The organism is Pseudomonas sp. PDM04, from assembly GCF_014851765.1.
Taxonomy (GTDB): domain Bacteria; phylum Pseudomonadota; class Gammaproteobacteria; order Pseudomonadales; family Pseudomonadaceae; genus Aquipseudomonas.
In genome coordinates, this window is the sequence record NZ_JACVAI010000001.1 from 625,634 (window position 1) to 642,714 (window position 17,081).

The following is a 17,081-nucleotide window of genomic DNA, read 5'->3' on the forward strand; positions in this document are numbered from 1 at the left end:
CTCCTAGTCTTCCTTCGGTGCTTCTTTCTTGCGCCCCGAAGGACCTAACAAAACATGCCGTGCTTCAAGATTTCTGCTCAGGGTAGCACCCGCTCCGACAACTGCTTCCATTCCAACTTTCAGCCCCTGAATGACAGTGGCACCACTACCAATGAATGCCCTGCCCTCGACCTGCACACCACCGCAGAGCGTGGCGCCTGGTGCGACATGGACATCCTCACCCAACCGGCAATCGTGATCGATTCCGGCGCGGGTGTTGATGATGGAATTAGCACCTATGACCACATCTGCTTGAATCACTGCACCCGCCATGATCTGGACGCCTTCGTGAAGGATCGCACTCTGGTCTACCCATGCCGTTGGATGCACGAGGACCGGAAAGCGAAACCCCTGCTGCTTGAGACGCTGAAAGATACTCCGTCGCCCCGTGCCGCCAACCAGTTGCCCAAGACCGTTGACCAGTTCGATCGACCGTGGGTCAAGCGCTTCAAGTGCGTTGTCACCACCGAGAACCGAAATTCCGCGCCACTCTTCGATTCCCTGGTCTGCCAGCGCTGGATCACATACCCCCAGCACTTCAAAACCAACCGACTGGACGAGCGCCAGGAGAACCTTGGCATGTCCACCGGCCCCCAAGATCACCAAAGGCTTATGACCGTTCAAGGTTCAATATTCTCGCCGACGGAATAAGATCTCGAGGCGCGCGAACCGACCAACTCCCACAAAGCCGTAGGTGCCATGCCCTGCCCGCTTCTCGCAGTAGTCAAGTGCTCGCGGGTCAATATTTCGTCTTGTTCAATCTGGCGAGCCGCCACTACTTGTTGGCGAGCAGCCCTACGAGTGTCCCACTCACTTTCCTGTGGGGCCTTGACTCCATCTCCAAGCGCCTGCTGCAAAGCACGAATGTCCGAAACCATTGCCTTGAGTTCATGGGGTTCGAGGGATGCCAGATGATCCGGCCCCGGCATTGACCTGTCGAGCGTGAAATGTTTCTCGATAATTCGTGCACCACGGGCTACAGCAGCGATCGAAATCAGGCTGCCCTCCGTGTGATCCGAATAACCGACCTCTAGCCCGAATGCAGAGGCGAGCGTATCCATCGCCCTGAGGTTTACTTCTCCCCAGGGTGTCGGATACTGGGAGGTGCAATGAAGCAATGCCACATGCCCGATCAGTCTTTGGCGCCCTTCACGGCTACCCCAGTAGCGCCAAACTTCGTCCATGTTCTTTGGTTCGTCAGTAAATGCAAGAGCATGCGTAACAATAGCGAGCGCCTGTTCCACTTCCGCAAGGGTAGCCATGCCCGTCGAGAGGACCAGTTTTTTCCCGGTGCTTGCGAACTTCCATAATAAAGGACCGTTGGTCAGTTCGCCCGACGGTACTTTGAACAGAGGCATTCCCAGCGTGTTGAGAAAGTCCAGGCTATCGGTGTCGAACGCCGTCGAAAGAAAGTCAATCCCTTTCGCTTCAGCATAACTTTTCAACTCGGCATGCCACTCTCTTGGCAATTCGAGCTTCTTCAGCATCGACAGTTGGCTTTCAGCCTCATCTGTACTTTTTTTCTGATAGGCCGCTTTAGCCACGCTGCTGGAGGCAAGTTTTGAGGCGTCAAATGTTTGAAACTTGACAGCGTCCGCGCCGGCGTCCGCCGCTGCATCTACCAATGCAAAAGCCAAAGCCCGGTCACCATTATGATTCACGCCGGCTTCGGCGATGATGTACACCCTATCTGTATCGGTCTGCTTCATGAATCAACTCAAATCATGGAATGATTTATGGGATGCACCGTCGTAACTGTTCAGGACCGCCAGGACAGCTTCACAGGCGTTACCCCGTCCATAGGGATTGACTGTCGTTTTACATGCATTGGCAAATTCAGCCGTAAGCACAGTACGAAGCGCCTGCTCGATCGAATCGCGGCTGGGTTCGCAATGCAACACCGAATCGGCAGCCAATCTCCCCTTCTGACGTACACCAATGTCCACCGTTGGAATACCGAAAGCCGGCACCTCAATGATCCCGCTCGAAGAATTACCTACTACCGCAGACGCCATGGATATCGCGGACAAGTAACGCCTAAAGCCCAACGATGGTATGGCCAGCACTCGCTTTGGCCGGGCCTGTGCGTAGGCTTCCAGCAGGGGAATGATAGCTCGCCCTCCATTATCGGCATTTGGATAGGTAAAAATGACCTGGTAGCCGGGAAACATATCCAGCGCCTCTGTAAGCGCTACAAAAGTTTCTTGAGGACCTTCTTCCATCACCGTGACCGGATGATAGGTGACGACCAGATAGGGCGAATGCAGGTCAAATCCAAGACTCTCTCGCAGGGCCTCAATGCTCATTTTCGGCGAGCGCACTAAATGATCGATTCCCACCGCGCCGACGTTGAAGACACGCTCAGGAGACTCGCCCATTTGGATGACACGATTTCGGTATGTCTCAGTCGCTACGAAGTGTAGGTAGGACATTTTGGTAATGGCATGTCGAATTGCATCGTCATAAGCGCCTTCGGTAATTTCACCACCATGAAGATGTGCTATAGGAATGCGCATAACCAAAGCAGCCTGCGCAATTGCCAACGCCTCGAAACGGTCACCGAGAATTACGAGCAAATCCGGGCGCAGGCGATCAAGAGCATCGGCAAAACCCAAAGTGCCAACGCCCATCGATTTGACGATACCGACGGCAGAGTCTGAAGAAAGCAGCATCTCTACCTTGGCGTCGATATCAAAGCCGTCCTCTACAATCTGGCGCCAGGTTTCTCCGAACTCGGGGGAAAGATGCATTCCACTGGCGATGACTTGTAGCTGAAACTCACTGCTCGACTGGAGATCCTTCATCAACCAGTAGAGCAATCCGTACTCTGCTCTCGACCCGGTAAATACTGCGACAGTGCGTTTCACGCCTGCATCTCCGGCACAACGCTACTTGGCAAGTTTACAATGCGTGCAGATAACCACTCGGAATTTGTCAGGTCGCCATGTAGACATCGCGAATAAAGCGGCAGGTGATTCATCAGTTTCCAGATGGGTCGCGTCATCACCCCATTGTCATTTGTGGCCTTGAGCAGTTCGTCCCTCTGAGCACTGCTGTCGCAAATGACTGCATTCAGCCAATAGTTGGATCGACAGCCTTCAGGCTCCTTGACGAACTGCAAATCACTTCCCTCAAACAGCTGCGCGTAATTCGAGGCCAACTCACGTTTCGATGCAATGAAGCGCTCCAACTGCTCTAACTGCGCGCACCCAAGGGCTGCATTCAGGTTTGGCAGACGATAGTTATACCCGAGTTCATCATGCACGTATTCGTAGGGATGAGGCTGCTTAGCGGTAGTCGTGAGGTGTTTGGCGAGGGTGCCCAATTCCTCATTGGCCAGGATCATCCCGCCGCCGCCAGTGGTAATGATCTTGTTGCCATTGAAACTCAGGGTTCCCACACGACCGAAACAGCCGGTGTGGCGCCCCTTGTACAAGCTGCCCAGGGACTCCGCTGCATCTTCGACCAGAACCAATCCCCAGCGACTGCAGACATCCACCAGACTATCCAACTCGACCGGATGTCCGAAGGTGTGCATCGGCAAGCAAGCGCGTACGACTTGCCCAGTGCCCTTGTGCCGGCATAAGCCGTCGGTGCCTTTTTGCACATTATCTTCCAGCCAGACTTCAAGAGCCGCGGGCGATAATCCCAACGTATGGCGATCGACGTCGACAAACACGGGCTCTGCATCACAGTAGGCAATTGCGTTGCACGTCGCAATGAAGGTCAATGACTGAGTCACCACCAGATCGCCAGCTTTGACTCCGGCCAACAACAAGGCTACGTGCAGTGCGGCTGTTCCGTTCACCGTCGCTACAGCCCTGGGGCTTCCGGTATAACAGGCCATATCCCGCTCAAAGCGATCAACGAAGGCCCCCACACTTGAGACAAACGTCGACTCGATGGTTTCCACTACATAATCACGCTCGTGCCCCAGAAAAACGGGGGCATGAAGTGGAATGAAATCGTTCGTACGGTATTGCGCGCGTACGAACTGGATTAGAGAGTCGAACATGGGAGCGCCTCAAACGTTATAAATATCGGCTTTGTATTTGGCCAGGTTCTCTGGGAGCAGTAACCAGTCGATCGTCTTCTGCAGACCTTGTCGAATGTCATACTGCGGTTCGAAGCCTGTTAGTCCGCGTATTTTTGTGTTGTCACACCACAAGCGAAATACTTCCGACTTACCGGGGCGAATTCGTTGTTGATCCGTTAAGAATTCGACATCGCTTCCCATGAGCTCGCGGATGAGATCAAGCGTATCACCCACAGAAATCTCATAGTTTGAACCGATATTTACCGTTTCTCCTACGGCCTCCTTGCAACGTGCCAACTCCAGAAACCCACGGCAAGTATCAGCAACATAGTTGAAGTCGCGTGTCGGGGTGGTATCACCCAACTGAATCTGTTTTTTCCCGCTGGCAATCTGGGTGATGATCGTAGGGATTACCGCCCTGGCAGACTGCCGAGGACCGTAGGTATTAAAAGGACGAGCGATGGTCAAAGGCAGATCAAATGAATTGTAGAAGCTCATTGCCATTGCATCAGCGCCAATTTTCGATGCGCTATAAGGTGATTGCGCCTGCAACGGATGCTTTTCATCTATAGGTACGTATTGAGCCGTACCGTAGACCTCACTGGTGGAGGTATGAATAACTCGTTGAACTCCGTTTTCAAGGGCGGCCTGACAAATATTCAAGGTACCCTTGATATTTGTGTCGACATAGCTATCAGGCGCAACATATGAATAAGGAATAGCGATCAACGCTGCCAGATTGAAAACAACATCAACGTCTTTCGTAATATGCTTGCAGTAATGTGGGTCGCGAACGTCGCCACTTAGGACCTCGATGCCCGACAAACATTCAACACTTTCGAGCCATCCCCAGTAATTGAACGAATTATACTGAGACAGCGCTTTTACTTCGTAGCCTTCGCGTACGAGCAACTCGGTCAGGTGAGAACCGATAAATCCATCAGCACCCGTGATTAATGCCTTCACTTCAAACTCCTTTAAACAAAACGACTCAGGCCTTCCAGATTGGTTTTTTCAATTCCCAACCGGCAGCTGTTTTATCCCAGAGATGAGGCGTTCTAAACTCTTCAATCACTTCCGCGAAACGCTCCGCGGAGATCCCCATGTACTCAAGGCACTGCTTCTGATAAATTTCCGGGAACTCACCATCAAAGCGCTTAATCAAAGAGATCCCTTCGTCACGGGTAATATCGCCGTTACGGATTTCCTGCGCCGCATCATAAGTTGCGCGACCAATACCAAACTTCGTATAAGTCGTATAATAATGCAGCCAGTCAATCATATCATCCAAAGAGCTATATTTACTGAAGCTGCCTTCGGTCCGGTGATCATTCGGCATGAAATCAGAGTGTTCTACAGAAAAATAGTAAGTCTCTTGAGGGTGCCATTTCATGTAGTACCCCAAGTAATGAACTTCTGTGCCCACACTCTGAATTTTGTAAGGATCCACCGGCAGGTAAGCCTCAAGATCCGCCATTGAATACTTGTATTCCTCCATCAGGTGACTGGCGCTGACGCCACCAAGATAAAGATCGCCCAGTTGATTTTCTGCAGTGTAATATTTCGGGTCGCGGGTCGGCTTGTCATTATCAAGAATCGCGTTGCCGTATTCGGCTTCATTTTCGCCAAAAACAACAAGCGGAATGTCGAGCATCACAGACATTTTCGGAGCTAGATTTTTCTGCCCGAGAATAAACGGCTGAAACGGGTGGCAAAGCTTTTCAAAGGCAAGCCGAGTCAGCGTACGGTGTACTCTTTTATTCTGATTATAGGTGTAGTTCGCAAAGCCAGCATTGAGCCAGGCATCAAAATTGCGCCGCCCTATATCAGTATAAATTGCAGGCGGCCACGTCACGAGAATAGGGTTCATGTTGTACTTAAACTTAAGGACATGCGCGGCCATCACGCTATCCTTCCCGCCGCTGCCTGGGACGACAACATCATAACGCCCATCATTTCTGCGATGGCGGTCGCACAACTCCCTCAGTTCGCGCTCCCGCTCGGACCAGTCAATCAGCTTTTTCTTTTCAGCAAAATTACATGCATCGCAAACGCCATGTTCATCGAAAAAAATGGCTTTTTTGATCTCGCCAGGCTTGTTTTTGAACTCCACAGTCGACGAAGGCCGCTGGTTGTTCATGGCGCATTTTTTGCAAAACTGGATATTTAACGGAAGACCGTAGCGTCCAAACGACTCTTGATTATTCATTTCGGACTCACAAAGCTAAGAAGTTTTCAAAAACACGGATACCGGCTTGGCGACTTTTTTCCGGATGAAACTGCAACCCGAAAATATTCCCACGTTGGACGCCAGAAACAAATTGGTGCCCTGCGTAAGTAGTCAGTGAAATGACATCGGTATATTTCTGCACTTCGTAAGAATGCATGAAATAGAATAGATCCGACGAACTGACGCCTTTCAACAAAGGTGTTTCAGCGACGATTGACAGGTTGTTAAAACCCATATGCGGCACGACACCCTTGCACTGCATCTGGCGCACTTCACCCAGCATCAAATCAAGCCCGTCCGTTTCGCCGTATTCAAACCCAACCGAACTGAGAACCTGCATGCCAAGGCAAATGCCAAGCAACGGGCGATCCGTCGCAGCATAAGCAATGATGGCCTCCGACATGCCAGACTCTTTCAACTCTCGCATGCCATCGACAAAACTGCCGACGCCAGGCATGACCAGCTTATCGACACCGACCAGATCCTGGTGGTGCTTGACCACCTTGACTTTGGCACCAGCGCACTCAAGAGCCCTGGCAATACTGAACACGTTACCCGCAGCACCGTAGTCAACCACACCGATCTGCTGACTCATACTGCCACCTCCACACCATGCTCGATCAAGAAACGTTTGACGTCCCCAATCGTGGTTTTATCGTAATGAAGCACCGAGGCGAGCGCTATGCCACTCGGCGCAGCTTGCTGCGCAACATTCAGGATATCCTGGAGTGTTCCCGCACCACTGGATGCGACGACAGGAATATTCACTGCTTCCACCACGGCTCTCACAAGGTCGATATCGAATCCGCGTTGACGGCCATCGCAGTCGACTGACTGCAGGAGAATTTCCCCAGCGCCACGTGACTCCGCTTCCTTGGCCCACAGCACAACATCACGGCCCGATGGAATACGACCACAATCGGTATAGCATTCCCAGCCGTTTTCCCTCGTCTGTTTAGCCTCGATGTTGATAACGACTGACTGCCCACCAAAAATTTTAGCCGCCGCATCAATTCGCCCTGGTTCTTCGTGAGCGCCGGTGTTCATGACGACCTTGTCCGCCCCATGGTGGAACAGTCGGGAAAAATCATCAGTGGTACGGACCCCGCCACCTACTGCGAAGGGAACAAGGATTCGCTTTGCTGTATCCGAAATCTGATCGAAAAGGATTTCACGTCGATACAAACTCGACACGATATCGATATAGAAAATCTCATCAGCTCCCTGCTCATAATATTTATAAGCGAGGTCGCCTGGGACACCGATCTTACGTAGCCCTTCAAAGTGAACCGGCTTCACTACCTGTGGAGGTTTAACATCCAGCTTGGCAATTATTCGCATATCTTACTCTCAAAATAATCGGCAATTAAGAACCGAAACTCATTATAAGACCGCATCACTTGCGATATTCTTTTGTCTGATAAGTTTTGCCGGAACACCACCCCATATTTCATCAGGCGGAATGTTCCTAGTAACAACGGAGTTCGCCCCCACGACTGCGTTCCTACCAATAGTCACACCAGGACTGATAAATACATTGGCTCCAATCCAGCAATAGTCACCGATAATAATGTTGCCTTGTTTCTCCCGGGGATTCGCGCAGGAAAAGTCGGCATCGGCATCGGCAGACTGCGTATACATCCTTACATTGTGTGAAATGCGACACCCGGCACCAATGGTTACACTGCATTCCGACACGGCCTGCACAGTTGACAAGCCCCCAACATAGCTGCCGTCTCCTGCCTGAATTTTACCTTCTCCGTAAAATTGAATGTAAGCACCATTAAATGAAAAATTCTTATGCAGATCATACTTATCTCGATAAGCTGAGTACGTGATCTTCCAAGATGCACTCCTCACAAAATCAAGAAATTTCGAAATGATACGAATTGCTAAACCGCTCATTTCAACCCTCGACTCGCAATTAAAGATATAGAAGACACGACGTCGGACCACGGCATTTTATATATGCGCCTTGAAAGTAACCACGCAAATACAAAAAGCACTCCCTCAGAAAGCGCATACGCCATAGCGGCCCCCTGCAACCCTAGCAGCTTCACAAATATGATAGTGATTACAACGGAGAATAAACCCGTGCATACAGTCACCACTGACACGTTGCTTGTACGCGATGAAAAAAAGAAAAAGCCGGCCACCGAGAGGTACATGCCTTTGAAGGTTTGCCCCAAAAAAAACCAGAAGACAATTTCCTTGGCTGCAGCGAACTCTTTACCCACAACGGCAGAAAAAAACAATTCGCAGAAACAGAATGCTACAAACGCCAATGCGAGGAATACCAACCACACCAAATAGGTGACCCCTACCACTTCGAGACGTGTTTCATCCGTATTTTCTTTTAACTTCGCATACAACCAAGGGCCATAAACTTTGATGAACGCATCTGCGATCAAACCCATAATCATGCCGATCTGAAGCGCCAAGGTGTAAATTCCCACCGCTTGGACATCCAGCATATTGGCAATAATGAACCGGTCTGCGACGACCATCACCAGACCGCCAATCACATGTGGAATAAGCGGGACACCAAACATCAGAGCGTCTGTAACGTGTCCCTCAGCGACCTTGGGTCGACTCAACTCAGCGCTGAGGAACAGGCCAGACAACGCCAAAACACCAAATATACTGGTTGCAACGACCTGGCCAAGTACTCGGCCTTCCCACGCCATCAAAAAACCAAATATGAGAATCAACGACACAGCGGCGTTTACCAGCCCTTGAGATACCTGGAAAACCCCATATTTTTTCGCAACTCCACGCACCTGCCAAAGCGTGAGTTTAATATTGATCAAGAACTGCAAACCGGAGATCAGTACGGCAATCAACAACCATTCATAAGGCAAACTTGTCGGCGCCACCAACCACTTTCCGAATATCGCCACCAAAGCGAATACTACGGCCGTACTGACGACGAGAATACCGACGCATGCCCCGACGTATCTCGCCAGGACACTTTTTTCCAGTTCGAAATAACGGACGCCAATTGCCCCATGCACGCTCAATCCCGTCAACGTACCGAAAATATTGACCATTATCCCGAACATCGCCACAACCCCGTAATCTGCCGGGGTCAATGCACGGGTCAGAAATGGCAGAAGCAGAAATGGGATTCCGGCATTGATTATATTTGCGCCCAAGAATATCCCTGCATTGCCAAAGAATCGTTTATTCATTCACGACTCATTGCTCAAAGCACTACGCAAGCCAGTTACGACATGTTCAAAGACAGGTCCTACATCTGCACTCATCGGGAGACTCATGACCTGTTTAGCTACGGAACTGGACACGGGAGTATCCAATGACGAGCCAAAAACACGGTAGGCTGGTTGCTCATTCAGTGGGACGGGATAATGGATAGCTGTGGGAATTCCCTCCAGCTTGAGAGCGGCTTGAACCTGATCCCGATTTTCAACCATGATCGTGTATTGAGCAAATACACTGGTGCGGTCGGAACTTTGCTGTACCCGCTTGACACCCAGCTCATCCATTGCACGATTATAACGAGCCCCTGCTTCCAATCGCTGGGCAACTTCCCACTCAAAACGGTCCAGCTTTGCCAATACGATCGCGCACTGAATCGTGTCCATGCGACCACCTAGCCCGACACGGGTGTGCCAGTACCTCTGGCTTTGACCGTGAACGCGAATTTCTCTACAGGCTTGAGCGAACGAATCATCGGAGGTAAATATCGCCCCTCCATCGCCATAGCACCCCAACGGTTTGCTGGGAAAAAAGCTCGTGCAACCGACGGTCGACAAATTGCAGCTTCTACGGCCCTTATACTCAGCGCCAAAGCTTTGCGCCGCGTCCTCGATTACTGGAATACTTCCATGACGCGCCGCGATCGCATTGATCTCATCCATGTCAGAAGGCTGGCCGTAGAGACTGACCGGCATGATAGCCTTCGTGCTGGACGTTATCGCGAGCTCGAGCTTACCTGCGTCTATATTGCACGTGATCGGATCAATATCGACAAAGACCGGTTTCGCGCCCAGCAGGACGATGACCTCGGCAGTTGCTGCAAAGGTAAACGGAGTGGTGATTACTTCATCATCTCGCCCTACGCCCATCGCCATGAGGCTGATAAGCAGTGCATCAGTACCACTTGAGACGGTAATGCAGTGTTTCGCACCGGTGTAACTTGCTAGTCGGGACTCAAGTTCAGCAACTTCAGGTCCCATGATGTACTGGCCATGTTCAAGTACATTATCAATGCGCTGCTGAATCTGCGACTTCAAGGCTTCGTACTGAGTCCTCAAATCGACGAAAGGAATATTCATTCGCCAAGACACTCCATCTTATCGCCCATCAACTTATACCGCAGCGCAGTGTGAGGGCAGGTGTATTCCCCATCGCCCTCCAGCGGTAGTGGAATTCGCTCGCCCTGTTGACTCATCCAGCCGATATGCTTAGCTGGCACTCCTGCCATCAACGCGTATGGTTTAACCTCGCGATTGACTACGGCACCCGCACCGATGAAGGCGTATTCACCTATCGTCACGCCGCAAACCACCGTGCAGTTCGCCCCCAGAGTGGCCCCTTTTCGCACGAGAGTGTCACGGTATTCGTCTTTGCGCGATACCGCGCTGCGAGGGTTATAAACGTTTGTAAACACCATACTCGGGCCACAGAAAACATCATCTTCAAGAGTCACGTTATCATACACAGAGACGTTGTTCTGTATCTTCACATTGTTTCCGATAACGACGCGATTACCCACGAAAACGTTTTGACCTAACGAGCAGTCTTTTCCGATACGCGCATCTGCGCAGACATGTACAAAATGCCACACGCGAGATCCGCTTCCAATCTGCGCACCTTCGTCAACGATAGCGGATGGATGTGCCTGATAGCTCATATGGGTCTCATCGACTCAGGGTATTAAGAAAGGGATGGCTTTCATCGTCACGGGCGGCGCTGATCACGGAGGAGCGGATGACTTCTACTGTTTCCACGCAGTGTCGAGCATCCTCGAGTCCATATCCCCTCCCTGCCAGTATTTCCTGGTAGCTGATGGTATGGAGATCAGTGAACCCCTCCGAAAACTCCATTTCTTCACCATCGACAGTGATCGAACGATAGGTTGGCTTTTTGCCTTTCACCACATCTGGCAAATCATTGGCATCAATGGACAGGAACCAGCGAACGCGGGCCTTTTCGTATTCAAGATAGCCAGCCGCTTTATACTCGCTGGTAAAGTGCACTACGTTGCGCTGAAGGTTGCCGAAAATGAAATGAAGCATGTCGTAAAAATGCACGCCTATATTGGTGGCGACACCAAAGGATTTACGTGGATCACCCTTCCAGCTCTCCATATACCACTTACCCCGCGAGGTGATATATGTAAGTTCAACATCGTATTTTTGCTGGCGAGCTTCACGCGCAACCTTCTCTTTCAAACTGAGAATCGCCTGATGATGACGAAGTTGCAAAATATTATAGACACGCGCGCCAGTCTCGCGCTCGACCAACGCTAGATTCTCCAGAATCGAAACCGTGGGCACCAGTGGCTTTTCACAAATAACATCACACCCTAATCGCAGACCTGCGGAAATATGAGAGGCGTGCAGATAATTTGGCGAGCAAACCGAAACATATTGCAAGGCGTTTGCGGGGTCGCGCTTGAGCTGCCAAGCGTGGTCATAGAAACGCTCAAATTCGGTAAAAAACTCACTCTGAGGTGAGAGACTATCGATAACACCAACGGAATCATTGATATCATACGCAGATACCAACTCGTTGCCAGTATCCTTGATAGCTCGCATATGGCGAGGCGCTATATAACCGGCTGCACCAATCAGGGCAAAACGTTTCAAAAGGATGACTCCATCAATCAGGCTTTAATGATATGAACTTGGGGATTTCGATACTTCCCACGAGTGTCGACTAACAACTTCGAATGCTGGCAAATCAAGTCATAATCAAACTTATCATGATCAGTTGCCAAAACCACGGCATCGAACGAAGCGATATTAGTTTCCGTCAGTTCTTCACTGACAAGGTCGAAGTGGTGCTCTCGCATTTTCGGAAAGACTGGAACGTGCGGGTCACTGTAAGCAACAACCCCGCCCTTAGCTTCTATCAACTCCATGATTTCGACTGAAGGTGACTCACGCATGTCGTCAACGTTTTTCTTGTAAGCGATGCCAAGCACCAGCACTCTGCTGCCCTTCAGCGCTTTCGCACTTTGGTTCAGGCCATCCATCAGCTTGCCCAATACGTACTCAGGCATAGCTTTGTTGACCTCGCCAGACAACTCGATGAAGCGGGTATGCAAGCCATACTCGCGTGCCTTCCAGGTCAGGTAAAAAGGATCGATTGGAATGCAATGACCACCCAGACCAGGGCCTGGATAATAAGCAGTAAAGCCAAATGGCTTGGTAGCAGCCGCATCGACGACTTCGAAGATATCGATCCCCATCCGATCCGCTACCACTTTCATTTCATTGACCAGGCCTATATTCACTGCGCGATGAATATTTTCCAGAAGTTTGGTCATTTCGGCAGCTTTGGTCGAACTGACAGAAACGATCCTGTCGATGGCGTGCTCATAGAGAGCAACCCCCACCTCCAGGCAGGCCTCCGTATGGCCACCAATCACTTTGGGAATGGTGCGGGTTTCGAAATTAGGATTTCCCGGGTCTTCACGCTCGGGAGAATAAACAAGGAAGATATCTTCGCCTGCACGCAATCCGCCCTCTTGGATGCGAGGAAGCAGCTCTTCTTCAGTCGTCCCCGGGTACGTGGTGCTTTCCAGGGACACGATCTGGCCAGCGCGCAGAAAAGGTTTGATCGCGTCCGTGGTATTGACCACGAAGCTCATGTCAGGCTCGCGATACTTATTCAACGGCGTAGGAACACAGAGTATGAGCGCATCGCACTCGGCCACGCGTTTAAAATCGGTGGTGGCCTCAAAGCCGCTCTCGCAGGCTTGTGCTATTTTCTCGCCGGAAATATGCTCGATGTAGCTCTTGCCCGAGTTCAATGCATCGACCTTGGAAGTATCTATATCAATACCCAGGACCTTGAAACCGATTGCATTGTAACGCAGCATCAAAGGCAGACCTACGTAGCCGAGGCCCACAATCCCGATGATGGCCTCTTTTCTCTTGAACCTAGCGACGCTCGCCTGCTTTATGCCTGCCATCAAACACAACTCCTTTAATTTTAAACTTGTAAGCAATCATGTACACACTGGGACCCGCGCCCTGGCGTCACTTACCGCTGAACCCTCAAGAGCGGTGACCGCACCATGAAATCGACCAGAAACTGCCACTGATTTTGGGCTCTGATCGGGTACGCTACCGCCCCAGGATTTAACGTTTGCTTCCTCAAAACGCTCTTCATAACGTTGCGAGCCCCCAAAAGGGCTGACGCCAATTCCCTCAGTGCCTAAAGACGGTTGCCAACGGTACACTGACTCGCTGCTCCCGATTAAGCAGGCTGATCAACAAGATAACCCGTTTTGCCCCGTCCATCTCTTTGAAGATGGCATCCATCTCTGCGAGCTCACCACTGACGACGCGAACAGCCTCTCCAGCTCTGAACAACGGTATTTCAAGACCCTTTGCCCTTTCCTGTAACCGCCAGACCAGATCATCACTGACAGGCGCCGGTTTTTCGCCGAAGCTGACGATACGACTGACGCCACGCGTGGAACGCAATGGTCCCCAGCCACAACCGTCATTAAGCTGAACGAACAAATATCCGGGAAAAAGAGAGCCGACTCTCTTATGCAAGCGCCCTTTCACAAGTAATTGCTGAACGCACTTCGGGCGTACGCAAACGTAGCCTTGACGAGCCAAATGTTCTTCGGCCCTGCCGTCCTGCCTGGCCTTGCACTGGACCAAATACCAGCTGGGGGCCGATTGCAGCTTGACGCTGGCATTCACGACGCTTTCATCGGCATTCATTCGGCGACCCGCCTTGAGACATTCCCCGCAATCAGCTCAGACCAGGCGACAATGGCGCTGAATGCCCTTCCTGCCAGATAGCAGAACCAGGCTTTCATTTGCTCCATGCACCCTCCCGATGTGCCATTATTATGGACAGATTTATGTGATCGCTCGTTGAGCCCCGTGGGACCCACATTATGCCTGCTCTCGGCGGGCATGGCTTTCAGATATTTACACTTCTCTATCAAACCAGTTTTCTGGCTCTACACGAAAAAATCGTGCGTCATTTCCGACAAGCGCTTCCCACGGCACCCAAGCCTGCGGTTCGATGGCAAAATGCCTGTTGAGGAGCCCAGCGCTCACTCGTTTTAGGCCTTGACCAAGTTAATTTCAAATGGCCATATCAAGAAAAATTCAGTGAGAAAAGTCATAGCCGCAAAGGCAAGAAACCCCGCAAAACACGCAAATAGCTGCGCTCTAGCAGGGCTCTATATAATTCAAAAGAAAAAACAAAATCAATTATTGGCCGGCTTCTCTATTCTACGCTCCGAACCACCCACTCCAAGAACAGCAGGCTGTAACAAAAAAATACGAGCCAGGACCAAAAGCCCACCTAATAGAAATCCAGCGATTAGCCCCAGCAACAGTATCATTTTCTTTTTAGCCTGCACTGGAGAGTTGGACACTTCAACATCGCCATCCTGGCGACTGACAGAGACTTGGCCAGCATCAACATTCAATTGAGCCAGAACATCATGCCTGGCTTGCAGTTTCCGCAGATTGGGAACAAAGGCATCATCTGAAGTTCGAGACTGCAACACATTGATCTCCGCTGTCAGCGCCCTACTACCGCGCCGATAGGGAAATGGCTCGCTTATATTACCCGCCACGGCTATCACCGTATTTGAAGACAACTGCGGCTCCACCAGACCGATAGCCTTGGCGATACTCAATGCTTCACGCAATTGAGAAATACGGTCTTCACGGTCGAGAAGGGCCGCCTCGCGCAAGCTTGCAATTTCCCTCTCAAGCTCATTCTTTTTGGCCGCTATCTCCTGCGTGATATTCAGGATTATCTCCGCCTTTGTTTCTGCACCCGCACGCTCCACATAGGCCTTGACCCATGCAGCCGCCTGATCTGAGTTATTTCCCTGGAGACTAACGAAGTATCGATCCGGAATACCTTTATCCGCACCGATTACCAATTGCCGAGTGAAGTTTTTATATAACTGATCTACAGAACCGGTACGAGGACTACTGGAAAGAGAGCGTAAATATACCTCATTAAAAAAACGCTGACGAAGCGCCCCACCTTCGAGGTTTTTGGTAAAAACGGAATACACATCCTTGACCGTATAAGGCTTCAGACTATCATTGTCCGCACTACGCCCGACGTTAAAACCAATAACCCCGCCTTGAGCCGGGGGCATGACATAGATTTTTGCTTCATACATAGGCGCTACTATTGAAAAATAAGCGTAGGCAAAAGCCAGCACAACACCCAGGACCCCGAAACCAAGCACCACAAATTTCTGCGCCCACAAAATTTTGACAAGCTCGATCAAGTCGACCTCATCTTCGCTTTTTATTGCAGAATCAACCTTAAACATTCCGGCATTTTTCCCTCAATAAACTAGCCATTTAACATTGTTCCTTAACCCTACAACAACACTGTTACGAAGTTAAGACCACTCTTGTTAAACCTGCAAGCCTACCGAAGCAAAAATATAAAAATCAAAAACCACCGAAAACTTTCCGAACTTGAATTGAATCAAACTCGGGAAGGAACCAGATTGAAACTCAACCTGGACGCCCCTTTCTCCCCTTAAGGCAGACCAATAGGGGACTAAGCGCCATACCCAACAGTAACGCCATGATCAAGAGAGCAGATACCGGAAGGTCTGGGGCAGCCCAACCCCAAAAAAACAAAGAAACCCCCTGCTGATTTTCAAGCAAGAAGAGTACGACCATAAGCGCCACAACCATTAAAAGCGCTGCATAGAGCTTACGCCTGAAGCTCCTCACGATTCGCCCCCAGTACGCCGCTTAAAGCGCATTATGCTCTTCCTCTTCCTCGTTCACACGATCACGCAACTCCTTCCCCGGCTTGAAATGAGGCACAAACTTCCCATCAAGACTCACAGACTGGCCAGTCTTTGGATTGCGCCCAACCCGGGGCGCCCGATAATGCAGGGAGAAGCTGCCAAACCCACGAATCTCAATCCGATCGCCAGTGGCTAAGCACTGGGACATTTGTTCAAGCATAGTCTTGATAGCCAACTCCACATCCTTGGATGAGAGTAGCCCTTGATGGGTGACAATTCGTTCGATCAACTCCGACTTCGTCATATTTTTCCCTTCTTTTTCAAGCAGCTAGGAAAATCGCTTCAGAGGTTTTAGCATGCCCGGGAGATTTTGAACAGCCCATGTATTGACATACGCCACTGTTTCAAGCTGCCGCTTTGCGGCGACTCGGCAAGCCTGCGCACACGCTCACCTGCAGATCACCAGCATCTTGCGTGTCAGATAGCCCGCCGGGTTGAAACCAAAGGGGTACTCATCTTCGTCCTTTGCCTCATCAGACCTGGTGATCACCCTGTAGCCTGCCCCCTTGCACTCCTTCGCCGCACGCCTTTGGCATTTCTCCCAACCTGACCCCAACCCCGAACAATCCACCTCTATGCCACTGACGCCGCGTACCGCGTGAGTCTTGGCATTGGTGCCACACCCCGCCAGCATCAGCACTGCCACAACGATAATGAGCTTGTCCATTCACTTCCTTAGGCCAGTCATTCCGGCCGACTACCGTTCACTTCGTATCAAGACTAGCGATTAATAAACCATTGATCCCTCTAAAGAAAGA

Annotated in this window: 18 protein-coding genes; all 18 read right to left on the reverse strand. The window is 50.8% G+C overall.

Annotated elements, in window-relative coordinates; all coding sequences use genetic code 11:
* Positions 1 to 3 precede the first annotated feature (3 nt).
* Positions 4 to 663, reverse strand: a complete 660-nt coding sequence (locus tag IB249_RS02870) for an acetyltransferase (RefSeq protein WP_192301996.1) — start codon at positions 661 to 663, stop codon at positions 4 to 6.
* Entirely contained in the window at positions 660 to 1,748 is a 1,089-nt protein-coding gene (neuB, locus tag IB249_RS02875) for an N-acetylneuraminate synthase (protein ID WP_192301997.1), read from the reverse strand. Before neuB ends, IB249_RS02870 begins: the two co-directional genes overlap by 4 nt.
* 3 nt (positions 1,749 to 1,751) lie before the next feature.
* Positions 1,752 to 2,906: a UDP-N-acetylglucosamine 2-epimerase gene (gene neuC / locus IB249_RS02880; protein WP_192301998.1), complete on the reverse strand. Its 1,155-nt coding sequence runs from the start codon at positions 2,904 to 2,906 to the stop codon at positions 1,752 to 1,754.
* Entirely contained in the window at positions 2,903 to 4,054 is a 1,152-nt protein-coding gene (locus IB249_RS02885) for a LegC family aminotransferase (RefSeq protein WP_192301999.1), read from the reverse strand. The genes neuC and IB249_RS02885 overlap by 4 nt, the downstream gene beginning before the upstream one ends.
* Before the next feature lie 9 nt (positions 4,055 to 4,063).
* Entirely contained in the window at positions 4,064 to 5,041 is a 978-nt protein-coding gene (locus IB249_RS02890; RefSeq protein ID WP_192302000.1) for an NAD-dependent 4,6-dehydratase LegB, read from the reverse strand.
* 25 nt (positions 5,042 to 5,066) lie between these two features.
* Positions 5,067 to 6,284, reverse strand: coding sequence for an N-acetyl sugar amidotransferase (locus tag IB249_RS02895; protein ID WP_192302001.1), 1,218 nt, complete (start codon positions 6,282 to 6,284; stop codon positions 5,067 to 5,069).
* Between the two features lie 7 nt (positions 6,285 to 6,291).
* Positions 6,292 to 6,900 carry an imidazole glycerol phosphate synthase subunit HisH gene (hisH, locus tag IB249_RS02900; protein WP_192302002.1) on the reverse strand — a complete coding sequence of 203 codons (609 nt, stop codon included), beginning with the start codon at positions 6,898 to 6,900 and terminating at the stop codon, positions 6,292 to 6,294.
* Positions 6,897 to 7,646 carry an imidazole glycerol phosphate synthase subunit HisF gene (gene hisF, locus IB249_RS02905; RefSeq protein WP_192302003.1) on the reverse strand — a complete coding sequence of 250 codons (750 nt, stop codon included), beginning with the start codon at positions 7,644 to 7,646 and terminating at the stop codon, positions 6,897 to 6,899. The genes hisH and hisF overlap by 4 nt, the downstream gene beginning before the upstream one ends.
* A 42-nt stretch (positions 7,647 to 7,688) precedes the next feature.
* Positions 7,689 to 8,210, reverse strand: coding sequence for an acyltransferase (locus IB249_RS02910; protein ID WP_192302004.1), 522 nt, complete (start codon positions 8,208 to 8,210; stop codon positions 7,689 to 7,691).
* Complete coding sequence (locus IB249_RS02915) at positions 8,207 to 9,496, reverse strand: lipopolysaccharide biosynthesis protein (protein WP_192302005.1); 1,290 nt, start codon at positions 9,494 to 9,496, stop codon at positions 8,207 to 8,209. Before IB249_RS02915 ends, IB249_RS02910 begins: the two co-directional genes overlap by 4 nt.
* Positions 9,497 to 10,603, reverse strand: a complete 1,107-nt coding sequence (locus tag IB249_RS02920; protein ID WP_225606806.1) for a DegT/DnrJ/EryC1/StrS family aminotransferase — start codon at positions 10,601 to 10,603, stop codon at positions 9,497 to 9,499.
* Positions 10,600 to 11,181: an acyltransferase gene (locus tag IB249_RS02925; RefSeq protein WP_192302006.1), complete on the reverse strand. Its 582-nt coding sequence runs from the start codon at positions 11,179 to 11,181 to the stop codon at positions 10,600 to 10,602. The genes IB249_RS02920 and IB249_RS02925 overlap by 4 nt, the downstream gene beginning before the upstream one ends.
* Positions 11,182 to 11,188: 7 nt before the next feature.
* A complete protein-coding gene (gene wbpB, locus IB249_RS02930) occupies positions 11,189 to 12,139 on the reverse strand; it encodes a UDP-N-acetyl-2-amino-2-deoxy-D-glucuronate oxidase (protein ID WP_192302007.1) in 951 nt (316 codons plus the stop codon).
* Positions 12,140 to 12,156: 17 nt separating this feature from the next.
* Positions 12,157 to 13,470: a UDP-N-acetyl-D-glucosamine 6-dehydrogenase gene (gene wbpA, locus IB249_RS02935; RefSeq protein WP_192302008.1), complete on the reverse strand. Its 1,314-nt coding sequence runs from the start codon at positions 13,468 to 13,470 to the stop codon at positions 12,157 to 12,159.
* Between the two features lie 238 nt (positions 13,471 to 13,708).
* Positions 13,709 to 14,236, reverse strand: a complete 528-nt coding sequence (locus IB249_RS02940) for a transcription termination/antitermination NusG family protein (protein WP_192302009.1) — start codon at positions 14,234 to 14,236, stop codon at positions 13,709 to 13,711.
* Between the two features lie 497 nt (positions 14,237 to 14,733).
* On the reverse strand, positions 14,734 to 15,828 hold the full coding sequence (locus tag IB249_RS02945) for a Wzz/FepE/Etk N-terminal domain-containing protein (RefSeq protein ID WP_192302010.1): 1,095 nt from the start codon (positions 15,826 to 15,828) through the stop codon (positions 14,734 to 14,736).
* Positions 15,829 to 16,264: 436 nt separating this feature from the next.
* Positions 16,265 to 16,567, reverse strand: coding sequence for an integration host factor subunit beta (gene ihfB, locus IB249_RS02955; protein ID WP_192302012.1), 303 nt, complete (start codon positions 16,565 to 16,567; stop codon positions 16,265 to 16,267).
* A 144-nt stretch (positions 16,568 to 16,711) separates the two neighbouring features.
* Positions 16,712 to 16,990, reverse strand: coding sequence for a hypothetical protein (locus tag IB249_RS02960; protein ID WP_192302013.1), 279 nt, complete (start codon positions 16,988 to 16,990; stop codon positions 16,712 to 16,714).
* Between the last annotated feature and the right edge of the window lie 91 nt (positions 16,991 to 17,081).